Annotated in this window: 20 protein-coding genes; all 20 read left to right on the forward strand. The window is 43.6% G+C overall.

The features are described from left to right. Positions 1-144: 144 nt before the first annotated feature. The 20 genes from degS (at position 145) to hpf (ending at position 15,492) form a co-directional block, all read left to right on the forward strand. A complete protein-coding gene (gene degS / locus ACWJJS_RS02800; protein ID WP_003151385.1) occupies positions 145-1,308 on the forward strand; it encodes a two-component sensor histidine kinase DegS in 1,164 nt (387 codons plus the stop codon). 76 nt (positions 1,309-1,384) lie between these two features. Next, on the forward strand, positions 1,385-2,074 hold the full coding sequence (gene degU / locus ACWJJS_RS02805; RefSeq protein WP_003219701.1) for a two-component system response regulator DegU: 690 nt from the start codon (positions 1,385-1,387) through the stop codon (positions 2,072-2,074). A gap of 97 nt (positions 2,075-2,171) precedes the next feature. Then, entirely contained in the window at positions 2,172-3,020 is an 849-nt protein-coding gene (locus tag ACWJJS_RS02810; protein ID WP_003151387.1) for a DegV family protein, read from the forward strand. 107 nt (positions 3,021-3,127) lie between these two features. Next, positions 3,128-4,513: a DEAD/DEAH box helicase gene (locus ACWJJS_RS02815; protein WP_454023297.1), complete on the forward strand. Its 1,386-nt coding sequence runs from the start codon at positions 3,128-3,130 to the stop codon at positions 4,511-4,513. A 57-nt stretch (positions 4,514-4,570) separates the two neighbouring features. Beyond that, on the forward strand, positions 4,571-4,855 hold the full coding sequence (locus tag ACWJJS_RS02820) for a late competence development ComFB family protein (RefSeq protein ID WP_017418816.1): 285 nt from the start codon (positions 4,571-4,573) through the stop codon (positions 4,853-4,855). A 5-nt stretch (positions 4,856-4,860) separates the two neighbouring features. Beyond that, a complete protein-coding gene (locus ACWJJS_RS02825) occupies positions 4,861-5,550 on the forward strand; it encodes a phosphoribosyltransferase family protein (RefSeq protein WP_202980098.1) in 690 nt (229 codons plus the stop codon). A 73-nt stretch (positions 5,551-5,623) separates the two neighbouring features. Continuing rightward, a complete protein-coding gene (locus ACWJJS_RS02830; RefSeq protein ID WP_146275632.1) occupies positions 5,624-6,043 on the forward strand; it encodes a TIGR03826 family flagellar region protein in 420 nt (139 codons plus the stop codon). 69 nt (positions 6,044-6,112) lie between these two features. Next, complete coding sequence (flgM, locus tag ACWJJS_RS02835) at positions 6,113-6,379, forward strand: flagellar biosynthesis anti-sigma factor FlgM (protein ID WP_146275630.1); 267 nt, start codon at positions 6,113-6,115, stop codon at positions 6,377-6,379. A gap of 14 nt (positions 6,380-6,393) precedes the next feature. Further along, on the forward strand, positions 6,394-6,876 hold the full coding sequence (locus ACWJJS_RS02840; protein WP_003151394.1) for a flagellar protein FlgN: 483 nt from the start codon (positions 6,394-6,396) through the stop codon (positions 6,874-6,876). Positions 6,877-6,891: 15 nt separating this feature from the next. After that, positions 6,892-8,409, forward strand: coding sequence for a flagellar hook-associated protein FlgK (gene flgK, locus ACWJJS_RS02845; RefSeq protein WP_015387629.1), 1,518 nt, complete (start codon positions 6,892-6,894; stop codon positions 8,407-8,409). A gap of 11 nt (positions 8,410-8,420) precedes the next feature. Further along, on the forward strand, positions 8,421-9,338 hold the full coding sequence (gene flgL, locus ACWJJS_RS02850) for a flagellar hook-associated protein FlgL (protein WP_003151396.1): 918 nt from the start codon (positions 8,421-8,423) through the stop codon (positions 9,336-9,338). Positions 9,339-9,428: 90 nt separating this feature from the next. Next, entirely contained in the window at positions 9,429-9,998 is a 570-nt protein-coding gene (locus ACWJJS_RS02855; RefSeq protein ID WP_003151397.1) for a DUF6470 family protein, read from the forward strand. Positions 9,999-10,027: 29 nt separating this feature from the next. Beyond that, on the forward strand, positions 10,028-10,459 hold the full coding sequence (fliW, locus tag ACWJJS_RS02860; RefSeq protein ID WP_060657507.1) for a flagellar assembly protein FliW: 432 nt from the start codon (positions 10,028-10,030) through the stop codon (positions 10,457-10,459). After that, the gene (gene csrA, locus ACWJJS_RS02865; protein ID WP_003151402.1) at positions 10,453-10,677 is read left to right on the forward strand and encodes a carbon storage regulator CsrA; all 225 of its coding nucleotides are present in this window, start codon (positions 10,453-10,455) and stop codon (positions 10,675-10,677) included. The genes fliW and csrA overlap by 7 nt, the downstream gene beginning before the upstream one ends. A 144-nt stretch (positions 10,678-10,821) precedes the next feature. Beyond that, entirely contained in the window at positions 10,822-11,808 is a 987-nt protein-coding gene (locus ACWJJS_RS02870; protein WP_015387631.1) for a flagellin N-terminal helical domain-containing protein, read from the forward strand. 250 nt (positions 11,809-12,058) lie between these two features. Then, the gene (locus ACWJJS_RS02875) at positions 12,059-13,579 is read left to right on the forward strand and encodes a flagellar hook-associated protein 2 (RefSeq protein ID WP_101562485.1); all 1,521 of its coding nucleotides are present in this window, start codon (positions 12,059-12,061) and stop codon (positions 13,577-13,579) included. Between the two features lie 19 nt (positions 13,580-13,598). Further along, the gene (fliS, locus tag ACWJJS_RS02880; RefSeq protein WP_003151407.1) at positions 13,599-14,000 is read left to right on the forward strand and encodes a flagellar export chaperone FliS; all 402 of its coding nucleotides are present in this window, start codon (positions 13,599-13,601) and stop codon (positions 13,998-14,000) included. After that, positions 14,000-14,344: a flagella biosynthesis regulatory protein FliT gene (gene fliT / locus ACWJJS_RS02885; protein WP_003151410.1), complete on the forward strand. Its 345-nt coding sequence runs from the start codon at positions 14,000-14,002 to the stop codon at positions 14,342-14,344. The genes fliS and fliT overlap by 1 nt, the downstream gene beginning before the upstream one ends. Before the next feature lie 9 nt (positions 14,345-14,353). After that, positions 14,354-14,731 carry a hypothetical protein gene (locus tag ACWJJS_RS02890; RefSeq protein ID WP_003151412.1) on the forward strand — a complete coding sequence of 126 codons (378 nt, stop codon included), beginning with the start codon at positions 14,354-14,356 and terminating at the stop codon, positions 14,729-14,731. A gap of 194 nt (positions 14,732-14,925) precedes the next feature. After that, entirely contained in the window at positions 14,926-15,492 is a 567-nt protein-coding gene (gene hpf, locus ACWJJS_RS02895; RefSeq protein WP_003151413.1) for a ribosome hibernation-promoting factor, HPF/YfiA family, read from the forward strand. Positions 15,493-15,579 lie beyond the last annotated feature (87 nt).

Consider the following 15,579-nt stretch of genomic DNA (forward strand, 5'->3'; position numbering starts at 1 on the left):
TTTGGTATCATGAAAGAGTAAGATACTATATAAAAATGTTTTTTTCTAGAATATACGCATTCTTTCATTATAATTCGACATAAATTGCAGTTCAATTACATTTATAATAAAAATACATAACAACACCGTTACGGAGGGAGACAGATGAATAAATCGAAGATGGACTCCAAAGTTTTGGATTCTATACTTATGAAAATGCTGAAAACCGTGGACGGGAGCAAGGACGAGGTTTTTCAAATCGGAGAGCAGTCGCGCCAGCAATATGAGCAGCTGGTTGAAGAACTCAAACAGATCAAACAGCAGGTGTACGAAGTCATTGAGCTGGGCGACAAACTTGAAGTTCATACGCGGCACGCACGAAACCGCTTGTCTGAAGTAAGCAGAAATTTCCATAAGTTCAGCGAAGAAGAAATTCGCAACGCCTATGAAAAGGCGCACAAACTTCAAGTGGAACTGACGATGATCCAGCAGCGTGAAAAGCAGCTGCGGGAGCGCAGAGATGATTTAGAACGCCGGCTTTTAGGGCTTCAGGAAATCATTGAACGGTCAGAATCATTGGTCAGCCAAATAACCGTCGTTCTGAATTACCTGAATCAAGACCTTCGCCAAGTAGGGCTTCTTCTTGCCGATGCGCAGGCTAAACAAGATTTCGGCTTAAGAATCATCGAAGCCCAAGAGGAAGAAAGAAAAAGAGTTTCCAGAGAAATTCATGACGGTCCCGCGCAAATGCTGGCAAATGTCATGATGAGATCGGAATTAATTGAACGGATCTTCCGCGACCGCGGCACGGAGGACGGATTTCAGGAAATCAGAAATCTTCGGCAGAATGTGCGGAATGCCCTTTACGAAGTCAGAAGGATTATATATGATTTAAGACCGATGGCATTGGACGATCTCGGGCTGATTCCGACACTGAGAAAATATCTTTATACAACTGAAGAATACAACGGAAAGGTGAAAATACATTTTCAGTGTATCGGAGACACGGAGAACAAAAGGCTTGCCCCGCAATTTGAAGTGGCGCTTTTCCGTCTCGCTCAGGAAGCCGTCACAAATGCACTCAAACATTCAGAATCAGAGGAAATAACAGTAAAAGTGGAAGTAACCGCTGATTTTGTCGTTCTTATCATTAAGGACAACGGAAAAGGCTTTGATATTAAGGATGCTAAACAAAAGAAAAACAAGTCATTCGGCTTGCTGGGAATGAAAGAAAGAGTAGATCTGCTTGAAGGAACGATAACGATAGACTCTAAAATAGGTCTTGGGACATTTATCATGATTAAGGTTCCGTTATCTCTCGGCCTATAATTTGTTAAATAGAGCCAAAAGACATATTGACCGAACAGCGGCGTATATAGAACAATAGGATAAGGAGGCGTAGCGTGTGACTAAAGTAAATATTGTTATTATCGACGACCATCAACTATTCCGTGAGGGTGTAAAAAGAATATTGGATTTTGAACCTACCTTTGAAGTGGTAGCAGAAGGTGACGATGGAGATGAGGCGGCTCGAATCGTCGAGCATTATCATCCCGATGTTGTCATAATGGACATCAATATGCCGAATGTAAATGGAGTAGAGGCTACTAAACAGCTTGTTGAGCTGTACCCTGAATCTAAGGTGATTATCCTCTCCATCCATGATGATGAAAACTATGTAACTCATGCTTTAAAAACAGGTGCAAGAGGCTATCTCCTGAAAGAGATGGACGCAGATACTTTAATCGAAGCAGTGAAAGTGGTAGCCGAGGGCGGTTCTTACCTTCACCCGAAAGTAACCCACAATCTTGTCAACGAATTCCGCCGTCTTGCGACAAGCGGAGTTTCTGCTCATCCTCAGCATGAGGTTTATCCGGAAATCCGGAGACCATTACATATATTAACGAGACGGGAATGTGAAGTGCTGCAAATGCTTGCAGACGGAAAAAGCAACCGCGGAATCGGTGAATCATTGTTTATCAGTGAGAAAACAGTGAAAAATCACGTGAGTAATATTTTGCAGAAAATGAACGTTAATGACCGGACACAAGCCGTTGTCGTAGCCATTAAAAACGGCTGGGTAGAGATGCGTTAGTCATGTATGAGAAGACTTGCCATAATAGGCAAGTCTTTTTTTACTGCTTCATATCTATTAAAATACTTATTAAGTACTTAATAAGGCAGGTAAAGTGATGAAGATTGCAGTTGTAACAGACAGTACAGCATATATTCCGAAAGAGATGAGAGAAGAACATCATATTCATATGATCCCTCTTCAAGTGGTTTTCGGTGAAAAAACATTTCGCGAAGAAACAGAACTCGACTGGAGAAGTTTTTATAAAGAAGTAAAAAATCATGATGAGCTGCCGACTACGTCCCAGCCTTCTTTCGGTGAATTAATCGCATTGTACGAAGAACTGGGCAAAACATATGACGCAGTCATAAGCATACATTTGTCCAGCGGAATCAGCGGAACTTATAACAGCGCCGCCTCGGCAAACACTATGGTTGATCATATTAAAGTTTATCCCTTTGATTCAGAGATCAGCTGTTTGGCGCAAGGTTTTTATGCATTAAAGGCAGCACAGCTCATTAAAGACGGTGTTGACTCACCGGAAGAGATTATAAAAGAGCTGGAAGAAATGAAAAAAACAGTCCGTGCGTATTTTATGGTGGACGATTTATCACACCTCCAGCGGGGCGGGCGTCTAAGCAGTGCTCAGGCTTTTATCGGCGGTCTGTTAAAGGTAAAGCCTATTCTTCATTTTGACAATAAGGTAATTGTTCCTTTTGAGAAGATTCGGACACGCAAAAAAGCGATTTCGAGAATTTTTGAGCTGTTTGGGGAGGATGCAAGTAAAGGAATCCCGATGCGGGCCGCTGTCATCCATGCAAACAGGGAAGAAGAAGCGGCGGATATTATACAGGAGTTAAGCGGTAAATATCCTCATGTCGAATTCTATAACAGCTATTTCGGTGCCGTGATCGGAACCCATCTGGGCGAAGGCGCCATCGGAATCGGCTGGTGTTTTAAAAACTAAGTGAAAATCTCCGTTTTCAAGGGCGGAGATTTTTTTATTATTAAATTTTCGTGATTCGACAAAAAAATTCCCGGCAGGCATACTTTGAGCAGAAAGGAGGCAGGGAGATGGCCGAAGGTGCTTCAGAATTTTCAGAGGTGCGGGATTTCTTTTACGGCCGGCATTTATTGAGATCTGAGATACCGTTTTCAGATCAGCGCATCAATCGTTTTATAGAAAAAGAGTATATAACGGCTGAGCCGTCAATCATCCGCCGGAAAAACCGTTACGTCTGCCAACGATGCGGTCAGTCTGATCAAGCCTGCTTTGCGGCATTTTGGGCGCCCTCTGCCAAGAGGCAGATTACCTATTGCCGTGCCTGTGTCATGATGGGAAGGGCTGATGAACTGACATCATTATATTCTTGGAATCAAGCCCCTGAAAACAGCTGGGAGCCTGTAAAGCTTTCTTGGGAAGGAACACTGACAGACGGACAGAAGCAGGCCGCCGCCGCGCTTACAGATGCGATAAAAGAGAGACAAGAGCTGTTAGTATGGGCGGTTTGCGGATCGGGGAAAACAGAGATGCTGTTTCCTGGTATCGAGTTTGCCCTGAATCACGGTTTGCGCGTCTGTGTCGCGACTCCGCGTACAGATGTCGTACTTGAACTGCTGCCGAGACTGAAAAAAGCATTTGAGAAAGTCGACGTTTCTGCTTTGTACGGCGGCAGCGAGGACAAAGGCCGCTTGACTCCGCTGATGATTTCAACCGCTCACCAGCTGATGCGCTACCGAGACATTTTTGATGTCATGATAATAGATGAAGTAGATGCGTTCCCTTTTTCAGCCGATGAGACATTAAGGTTCGCTGTTGATAAAGCGAGGAAGAAAAACAGCGCCCTTGTTTATGTAACGGCAACTCCTTCAGACACATTAAAAAAGAATGCTGAAGCCGGTTTGCTGAAAAGCGTTCGCATACCGGCCAGATATCATCGGAAACCTCTCCCGGAGCCGCGTTTTTTGTGGTGCGGCAATTGGAAGAAGAAGCTTCAGAAAGGAAAACTGCCGCGCTCTGTAACGGATTGGGTCCGCCAAAAACTTCAATCACAGCTGCCGGTTTTCTTATTCGTTCCGTCTGTACACGTATTGAAAAAGACAACGGATTATTTTCAGAAATTAAACATACGGGCAGAAGGCGTACATGCGGAAGACACATTCAGAAAGGATAAAGTGAAACGGTTCAGAGACGGCCTGCTTGACCTGCTGGTAACGACTACGATTTTAGAAAGAGGGGTTACCGTGCCCAAAGTTCAGACATGTGTCCTCGGCGCAGAAGCACCTATCTTTACTGAGAGCGCGCTCGTACAGATCGCGGGCAGAACGGGAAGGCATTATAAACATTTCAGCGGTGATGTCGTCATGTTTCATTTCGGAATGACAAACGGAATGAAAAAAGCAAAAAAACATATAGAACATATGAACAAATTGGCACAAAAAAGTAAATTGTTGGACTAGTTAATTTCAGAAAACGTGATACAGTATACTCATACTTTCCTATGAGGAGCTGTCAGCATGCTTGTCAATTCTAAAGAAATCATATTAAAGGAACTTCTCGACCGCCATATGCCTCAGCTTCATATGAAATGCACATGCCGGGTATGCAAAAATGATGTACTGGCACTTTCATTAAACCGGGCTGAGCCGGCATATGTTACAGATAAAAAGAAAGTTGCTTATGCAAAAGCAGAGATAGTTGATAAACAGAAAAATACGGCGCTGCTTGTCATTCTGGCTGAATCAGCGGCGATTGTTTCGGTTAATCCAAGCGAGTTCTGTGAAACTCGGGAAGGAGCGTAATATCTCTGAATTGTTTATTGTGTGACTCACCAATTTCAAGTTCATTGACTTGGAGATCTCTGTTTTCTCTGGCGCCCGAGCAAGAGGTATGCACCATATGCAGCAGCCGATTCGAAAAAATTGAAGGCCCCGTATGCACTATATGCGGGAGGCCTCAGGAGTCAAATGAAAAATGCGCTGATTGTGCGGCCCGGGAATCAAAAACGGAAAAGCGCTTTTTGCTGCGGCAAAACCGTTCGGTATATTTGTATAATGATGCGATGAAGGACTCATTAGCCCGGTTTAAATTCAGGGGTGATGCGAAAATCATTCAAGCATTTGGACGTGACTTTGCTGCCGGCTTTAAAGCGGCATATCCATCAAATACACATACTCTCATCCCTATTCCGCTGAGCGGCGAACGGCTGGCGGAACGCGGATTCAATCAATCCGAGCTGCTGGCCTCTCTGCTCGGAATGCCCGTCATTTTCCCCCTCATCCGACTGAACAATGAAAAACAATCCAAAAAGAGCAAAACAGAAAGGCTGTCCGCAGAAAAAAAGTTTTCAGCAGCCGAAAACTCGGCCGAAGGTATGAACGTCATCTTAATAGACGATATTTATACGACGGGCGCCACACTGCATCAAGCCGCCGAAGTCCTGCTGACAGCGGGTAAAGCGTCATCGGTCTCCTCTTTTACTTTAATCAGGAGCTAAATCATTCTTTTTTTCTGCCGATATAATTGATAGAAATATAAGGCAGATTAAAGAAGGAATAGGAGTTAATACGATGGGTGAATTGGCGAATTGTCCAAAATGCAATGCTTTATTTTTTAAAACGAACCTGCAGACCGTGTGCCAGGCATGTATTAAAGAAGAAGAAAAAGCATTTGAAACCGTCTATAAATTTTTGAGAAAGCAGATCAACAGACAGTCGACGATGCAGCAGATCACTGAGGAAACAGGTGTGGATGAAGAGCTGATCCTCAAGTTTATCAAACAAAAAAGGATTCAGATCAGCCAGCTTCCAAATTTGGCATATCCTTGCGGAAGGTGCGGAAATCCGATCAGGACGGGGAAATTCTGCAAGTCCTGTCAGACAGATATTGAGTCGCAATTAGACCATATGAACCAAAAAACAGCCGCTGAATCCAAAGAAAAAAACAGTACAAAAGACACATACTATGCCTATAATACCAAAAACACCTGATTCCCTAAACTAACTGATAACGCAGTCGATAAAAGAATTAGACTGCGAACAGAAAGCGAGAGGAATCCTATGAAAATCAATCAGTACGGAACACAATCCGTTAATCCATACCAAAAAAATTACGAAAAGCAAGCCGTACAAAAAGAGGCTGCAAGGCCGAAGGACAAAGTGGAAATTTCTTCTCATGCAAAAGAGCTTCAAAATGCGTCAGATGCGGTCACTAAAACACGTCAGGAAAAAATCGCTCAGCTTAAAGCGGATATAGAGAGCGGAACATATAAAATAGATTCAAACAGCATCGCTGAAAACATAGTGAATTTTTATAAAAAGCAATAAAAAGGAGAAAGCCAATGTCAGCAAAGCCAATTATTGATCAACTGAAGCGACTTTGCGCACTGCATGAACATCTGCTCACGCTGTCTGAGGAGAAAACGGAAGCGCTGAAAGCAGGTAAAACAAAAGAGCTCTCCAACATATTGACTAAAGAGCAAAAGTATATTCAGGCAATCGGGCAGACTGAGGAAGAACGAATCAGGTTAACTTCTCAGTTTCTCAGCCGCGGTGAGGACAATACAATTGCTGCATGCATCTCCAGAACTTCAGGCAGTGAAAAACAGGAGCTTGAAGGGTTATTTCACTCTTTGTCTGCGCTTCTTGACCGTCTGAAAGAAGTGAATGAGATGAACAAACAGCTCACGATTCAGGCTTTACAATTCATCTCCGGGGCATTCGATATGATCATGCCGGGTGAAAAAGAGAATATGAATTATAAAGAGCCGCAAGCGGCGCGCAAGCCTGTCAGCCGTTTGACATTATTCGATTCAAAAGCTTAGAACGGAGGATTTTCAATGCCATCGACTTTTATGGGGCTCGAAACAGCAAGGCGTGCATTGAGTGCGCAGCAGACTGCATTGAGCACAGTTTCAAATAACGTTGCAAATGCAAATACAGAAGGATATACGAGGCAGCGCGTCACATTACAATCGACGAGCCCTTATCCCGCAGTATCAAAAAACAGTGATCTGACGGCCGGACAAATCGGAACAGGAGTAAAAGCCGGTTCAGTTGAGCGCGTCAGAGACAGTTTTTTAGACTATCAGTACAGAACTGAAAATACAAAATTAGGATACTATACAGCCCGTTCCAATTCATTGTCGCAAATGGAAGGCGTCATGAAAGAGCTTGACAATAACGGATTAAACGGATCGCTCAGTTCGTTTTGGAATGCCCTTCAGGATCTGGCGACGAATCCGGAAAATACGGGAGCGCGCTCAGTTTTGCAGGAGCAGGGGAAATCTCTTGCCGAAAGTTTTAACTATATATCTACCTCTTTGACTAACATTCAGGGTGATATTAAAAAGAACCTGGATAACACAGCTGATCAGGTCAATTCCATTCTCAATCAGCTGAATGACCTTAACAATCAAATAGCGGCAGTTGAGCCGAGCGGTATGCTCCCTAATGATTTGTATGACCAAAGAGACAGATTGATTGATCAATTATCTTCTATGGCAAATATAAAAGTTTCATATAATAAGTCGGGCGGACATGCCTTGGCGACTGCTGAGGGCACGGTTAACGTCGAATTGCTGAATGGAAACAACAATTCTCTCGGTACGCTGCTCGACGGTAACACAAAAACAGTTTCAGAAATGAAAATCAACTACGACAAGGACAGCGGACTCGTGTCGAGTGTGTCAGTCGGCAGCAGTACGGTCAATGCGGATGCATTTACCGGAAAAGGCTCACTTTTAGGTCTTATTGAATCATACGGCTATATGTCAAACGGAGAAGAAAAAGGGCTTTATCCTGAAATGCTGACGGCTCTTGACAATATGGCGCTATCCTTTGCTGACGCGTTTAATGCAGTTCATGAAAAAGGGAAGACCTATACAGGCGAACAGGGTGCAGCATTTTTTGATTTCAGCGGCGGTGAAGCGGTGCCGGCAAAAGGTGCGGCAGCGAAAATAAAAGTCAGTGACAAAATCCTTGCGTCTACTGATAATATCGCAGCGTCGTTAAACGGAGAAAAAAGTGACGGCACAAACGCGACAAATCTTGCAGCCGTACAGAACAGCAAGCTGACTATTAACGGTGAAACCACTACAATTAATGACTTTTATGAATCCCTTATCGGAAAGCTGGGCGTTAATTCACAAAAAGCGGCCAATCTTATGAACAACTCTGAAAGCAACACCCTTTCAGCCGATGAACGGAGACAATCAGTCAGTGCAGTGTCTTTAGATGAAGAAATGACAAATATGATTCAGTTTCAGCACGCTTATAATGCGGCTGCGCGGATCATAACGATGCAGGATGAAATATTCGATAAAATTATTAACGGTATGGGCACCGGAGGAAGATAGGAGATAAGTAAATGAGAGTAACTCAAGGGATGATCGCAAAAAATTCTCTTCGATTTATCGGCTCAAGTTATGACAAGCTCGATCGGCTTCAGCAGCAAGTGTCTACGGGGAAAAAAATCACGAAAGCTTCTGATGATCCGGTCGTCGCAATGAAGGGAATGCAGTACCGTACTCAGCTTGCGCAGGTAAACCAGTATCAGCGGAATGTTTCGCAAGGTTTTACATGGCTGGAAAACTCGGAATCAAGCGTAAACTCGGAAACGGATATTATGGGGAAAATCCGGGATTTGATGGTTCAGGCGAAAAGTGATTCGAACGGTGAAACAGAATTGAAAGCAATCGGTACAGAAATCGGCCAGCTGAAAAAGCAGCTCGTTTCTGTCGCGAATACTCAGGTAAACGGACGTTATCTGTTTAACGGAACAAATTCAGACGTCCCGCCGATCACTGAAAATGCCGACGGCACATATACGTACAACTATGAGAATTATACCGGTGCTTCGGATGTTAACATCAACATCTCAAACGGAGCAGTGCTGAAAGTGAATTCTGATCCAAACTCAGCTTTCGGAGGCGTCGCACAAAATGGAGATAATGTATTTGAATTTCTCAACTCCTTAGAAGCTTCTTTAAGCAAAGGCACGCTGTCCGAAGCAGATTCAAATCAAATTCTGTCAGATATCGACGGTTTTACTGACAAAATGAATGCTGAAAAATCCAATATCGGCGCACGCACAAACCGGTTGGAACTCATTCAGACAAGATTGGAATCACAAGCGGCAACCGCTGAAAAAGTATTGTCGGATAATGAGGATGTAGAAATGGAAGATGTAATTGTTGATTATCTATCTCAACAGACGGTTCATAGAGCAGCGCTGTCAGTGAATGCGAATATCATTCAGCCGTCACTGATCGACTTCCTGAAATAATATAACTATCGTCTTCAATATATAAAAAAAGCGACTCACAACAGGGAGATCGCTTTTTTTACTAAAATACTATAAATAGGAGGGATCTCTGTGCAGATGCCGAGATTGATTATTGACAGTGTGCCTGCTAAAATCGGTATAACCTTTCAAAAGGAAGAAATCGAGATGGAACAGCCGCCCGCTGACCTGGAAATCGAGCAGCCGCCGGCAGAGCTGAACATTGAAAGCACGCCGGCCAAACTGACGATTGACCAGACGAGGGCGTGGGAGAACTTGAATCTCAAATCATTTGAAAAGCTGAACGCTGAAGCCGCTCAAAAAGGTGCGGAAGCCTGCAGCGAGTTTATCGCAAAAACAGTCAGGGAAGGGAAGGAAATGGCGGCTATCGAAAAGAAAACGGGCAATGTGATGGCCCGGCAGGCAGCAGATGTCAGTCCGCCCGATCCATTCGGCGAATTCAGCGACTTTCTGCCTGCGCAGTTTCTCGTCGACATTGACTGCATTCCTTCAAAGCTTACGATTGATATTGAAGCCCGCAAACCTTCAATTGAAGCAGCCGTCAATAAACCTGTATGGAATTATACGCCGGGGAAAGTTCAGATTGATATGATGCAAGACCCTAAGGTGACGATTTCGGTTGATGATGGCAACGCAGAATAAAAGATGAAAGTGGTAAAGGATTGTGAAGCATGATAATTAAAACAAAATATCACGGAGAAATCAGAATAGATGAAGGGCAGATTATCTCATTTGAAAACGGCCTGCCGGGATTTAATGAAGAGACTCAATTTGTTGTTCTTCCTTTGTCGGAAGATTCACCGTTTTTGGCGCTGCAGTCTGTGAAACAGGAGCACATCGCCTTTATTGTCGCCAGTCCGTTTATTTTCTTTAAAGGGTACGAATTTGACATTGACCAAGCGACGCTTGAGCTTTTGCACATTGAAGATATAGAGGACGTCGAAGTGATGGCGATTTTAACACTGGAAGAGCCTTTTGAAAACACGACCGCCAATTTAAAAGCGCCGATTATCGTCAATAAAAAGGAAATGAAGGCGAAACAAATCATTTTACATGATGCTTCCTATGAAACAAAACATCTGATAGGAGGAGGATCATGCTAGTTCTCTCAAGAAAAGTGAATGAGTCCATTCAGATCGGGCCGGATATTGAAATAAAGGTGATCGCTATCGAAGGAGAACAAGTGAAGCTGGGAATTGAAGCGCCTCAGCACGTAGATATTCACCGGAAAGAAATCTACTTGTCGATCCTGGAAGAGAACAACAGAGCCGTATCTTTTAATACTGATTTATTACTTAACTTATCCTCACAAAAAAAGTGAGGATTTTTTTATTTTCAATATAAACAATAGAAGCGGCCATCCGATATATATATTGTAGCCAATGAGAGGAAAAATTTTCTTCAGAAATGACGCTGCGCAAATGCACAAGGACGTGCGAAAAACAATTCAGGGAGGAAATACAAAATGAGAATCAACCACAATATCGCGGCTCTTAACACAAGCCGTCAGCTGAATGCAGGTTCAAACGCTGCTTCTAAAAACATGGAAAAATTATCTTCAGGTCTTCGCATCAACCGCGCCGGTGATGACGCTGCGGGTCTTGCGATCTCTGAAAAAATGCGTTCTCAAATCCGCGGTTTAGACATGGCGTCTAAAAACGCTCAAGACGGAATCTCTCTTATCCAAACATCTGAGGGTGCATTGAACGAAACTCACAGCATTCTTCAGCGTATGAGCGAGCTTGCTACACAAGCGGCAAACGATACAAACACAGATTCTGACCGTTCTGAGCTTCAAAAAGAGATGGACCAATTAGCGTCTGAAGTAACAAGAATCTCTACTGACACTGAGTTCAACACGAAGAAACTTCTTGACGGAACTGCGCAAAACCTGACGTTCCAAATCGGAGCTAACGAAGGCCAAACAATGAGCCTGTCTATCAATAAAATGGACTCTGAAAGCCTGAAAGTTGGTACGACTTACACAGCAAATGATGACGGTTCTAAGCTTGTAACTGCAGATGGAAAAGAAGCAACACTTGTCACTGACGGTTCTAAAGGGCCGAATGGCTACTATGACGATGCTGATAAATTAGTTTATCAAGCTGACAGTGCATTAGCTAAAGATACAAAAGTAACAAAAGGTATCGACATCTCTTCTTCAGCTAAAGCTGCGTCTTCAGCTCTTACAACAATCAAAACAGCTATCGACACAGTATCTAGCGAGCGCGCTAAACTTGGTGCGGTTCAAAACCGTTTAGAGCACACAATCAACAACCTTGGTACTTCTTCTGAGAACCTGACTTCTGCTGAATCACGTATCCGTGACGTAGACATGGCTTCTGAGATGATGGAGTACACGAAAAACAACATCCTTACTCAGGCTTCTCAAGCTATGCTTGCGCAAGCTAACCAACAGCCTCAGCAAGTTCTTCAATTGCTTAAAGGTTAATGACGGAAAGATCCTGGTTCTCCAGGGTCTTTTTTTTATTTCTTCAGCTATCTCCCCCTTCAGCAAGCCAAAGAACCCTATTGACAAAATGAAACATTATATTTTGCAGTTAAATTATTGAAAACCTTTTAATATGACCGATATAAGAATAAGATCATACATTTATGGAGCTGTGATATGATAAACAGTCGGAAACTCACTGTTGTCATAGAGCCGTCTACGACTAAACGCCGAAAAGGAGAGGGTACATATGGTCACAAGAATCACAGGCCTTAATTCCGGTCTTGATGTAGATTCTCTGGTGAAAAAAATGATGGATGCCGAAAAGCAGCCGCTTAATAAATTAAACCAGCAAAAGCAGACGCTTGAATGGAAGCGCGATGCTTATCGGGAAATGAATACCCAGATTGCCGACATGTATTCTACTACATTTAATAATATGCTGATGTCCACAAACTGGAATAAAAAAACAGTAACAAGTTCGGATTCCAGTGTCAGCGCGGTGGCCGTCAGTGCTGAGCAGAATATTTCAACGAGCATGTCTGTACAGCAGCTGGCTACGCCGACGACTTATAAATCCTCAGGGGCCATCAATTTCACTTCGGGTCAAAGCCAAACATTGAAATTCAATGTCACAAATCCGGGTGAAACGAAGCCGACTGAGGTAAACGTCACGATCGCCGCAACCGATACGATTGATGATGTGGTCACCAAACTGAACAGCTCGGGTCTCGGAGTGACGGCTTTAAAAGAGAAAATCTCTAACGGCTCGGATTATGTGGACACGATTGCGTTCACTTCCAATAAAACGGGGGAAGGGTTTACCCTTTCAGCAGGTGATGACGCGACCAAAAGCTTTCTGAAAGATCAGCTCGGTTTTGCCGTTGATGATGCAACAAATGAACTGACGGCCAATGCCGAAGGGAAAAACGCGAAGTTTACGTTCAACGGGCTTGAAATGACAAAAACGTCCAATAACTTTACGATCAACGGCATCAAATACACGCTGAACAGCGTGACGGACAGCAATAAAACGGTTACGATTAACAGCACGACGGATACGGACGGCATTTTTAACAACATTAAAGATTTCGTTGATAAATACAATACGTTAATTAAAAGCGCAAACGAGAAGGTGACAGAATCAAAATACCGCGATTATAAGCCGCTAACCGATGAACAAAGAGAAGCAATGACCGATAAGCAGATTGAGCAGTGGGAGGCAAAAGCCAAAAGCGGTTTATTACGGAGTGACAGCACGCTGCAGAACGGTTTGGCGGAGATGCGGCTTGATCTGTACTCAACCGTTACGATTGACGGGAAAAAATATCAGCTTGCCGATTTCGGAATTGAGACGTCTGATAGTTATACGGATCAAGGAAAGCTTGTCATTAAAGACGAAGCGAAACTGAAACAGAAAATTACCGAGAATCCTGCTCTCGTGGCTAAACTGTTTAATGCAGACAGCCCTGATACAGCGAAAACCAAAAACCCGGAGGAACAGGGGATTGCCCGGAGATTAAAAGACACATTAAATAAAATGCAGATTCAAATTTCAAAACAGGCGGGTACGGAAAGCTCGGTATCAACCAGCTTTGCCATCGGAAAAAGCCTGGATGAAATAGAAACAAATATTTCCAATATGAAAACGAAGCTGGATGACATCGAGACGAGATATTATAAAAAGTTCAGCGCACTGGATACGGCATTGGAGAAATTGAACAGCCAATCTTCATATCTCACGTCAATGTTAGGATCTTCAACATCATAACCTTGGAGGTTTTATAAAAATGGCAATAAATAATCCTTTTGCTGCTTACCAGCAGACATCCGTCTTTACAGCCGCTCCGGAAGAGCTGACCCTTATGCTTTATAACGGCTGCCTGCGATTCATTAAGCTGGCAAGGCAGGCGATGAAGCAAAACAACCTTGAAGCCAAAAATGAAAATATCGTAAAGGCGCAAAACATCATTCAAGAGCTCAGCATCACGTTAAACCGGGAGATTGAGATTTCTGAGCAGATGTCATCAATCTATGATTACATCCGCCGCCGGCTGATCGATGCGAACGTGCAGAATAACGGAGAGTTTTTAGATGAAGCGGAAAAGCTCGTTACTGAATTTCGCGACACGTGGAAGCAGGCCATGCAGAGTGAACGGAAAAACAGCCATGGCGCGGGCGGCCTTGCCTGATGAACAGCAATGTCTTTTCTTTGTATAACGAAACGAAGAACATGTACGCTGCACTGAAGGACGCCCCGGAAAGCGACGGTCTCATCAGCAGCGTTACGGCATTTACGGAGAAAAGGGAGGAGATGCTTGCGGGCATAAAGCCGCCTTTTTCCGAAGAAGAAAAAACGCTGCTTCAGCAGGTGGCCGCGATGGACCGTCTGATTACCGGCGAAGTGAAACGGATTCAGGATGGCATCCGAAATGAAATAAAAACGCTTAAGAAAAAACGAATCTACCATAATACGTATTTCAATCCGTATCAGCAAACGACAAGTGACGGCCGTTATTACGACAAACGCAAATAGGTGAGTGTTTTGAGAAGTTTGAACGATTACCATTTGGTGTCAGCCTATTACCAGCTTCTTTTTACGATTGATGAGGGGCTTTGCTACCTGTTGGACACGCAGGACGATTTTTTTAAGACGGAGGGCGAGCGGATTTACAACGATTTGATTCAGGCTTTTTTTCATCTCGATTCTTCTCATGCGCTTCTGTTGTCTATCATTGAGTGCCGATGCGTGGAGACGGCGATCCGCTCATTTGACGAGATCTTTCAGGATTTCAGCATGTTAAATGATTATGATTTCCCGTCCGCCCCTTTTCAGGAGTTTTTAAAAACCATCTTTCTGCCGCATTATAAGCTATGGATGGAGCAGACGCACGACTGCATCAAACCGTATGTTCTTCACTAGACCTGCTGCAAGCGGCAGGTCTTTTGCCTGCGTCCTTTGCATATACTTATAATCCTGCCGGACGCTGCCGGATAAAACCGACACCATTCGTCATCGTTCACCGAATTTACACATTATTTTAACGTTTCAGCAGGGATCAGAAGGGGTAAAAGAGAAATAGTTACATATCCTTAGATAAAGGGAGGCGTTCTTTGATGAACTACAATATCAGAGGAGAAAACATTGAGGTTACACCTGCGTTAAAGGATCATGTGGAGAGAAAAATCGGCAAGCTGGAACGATATTTCGAGCAGAGCGTCAATGCCGATGTGAACGTCAACTTAAAATTCTATAACGATAAGGAATCCAAAGTTGAAGTCACCATTCCGATGACTGATCTGGCGCTTCGTTCTGAAGTGCATAACGAGGATATGTACAATGCAATTGATCTCGCAACAAACAAGCTGGAACGTCAAATCCGAAAGCATAAAACAAAAGTCAACCGAAAATTCCGCGAGCAGGGTCTTCCGAAACATTATTTCGAGAACGGCAGCGCTGCTGATACGGGCGTAGCGGTTCAGGACGAAATTGAAGATGACAGCCCGGAAATTGTCCGTCAAAAGCGTTTTAATTTAAAACCGATGGATAATGAAGAAGCGATTCTCCAAATGAATATGCTCGGACATAATTTCTTCGTATTCACCAACGCGGAGACGAATCTCACAAATGTCGTTTACCGCAGAAATGACGGCAAATACGGATTAATTGAACCGACTGAATAAACCCATCCAGCCTTCCGTGAACGCGCGGAAGGTTTTTCTCTATCTTTATCTGCAAATTCTTTGGAAATAGCAAAAGGTATGTTATGA

Source organism: Bacillus sp. JK106 (genome assembly GCF_053663355.1).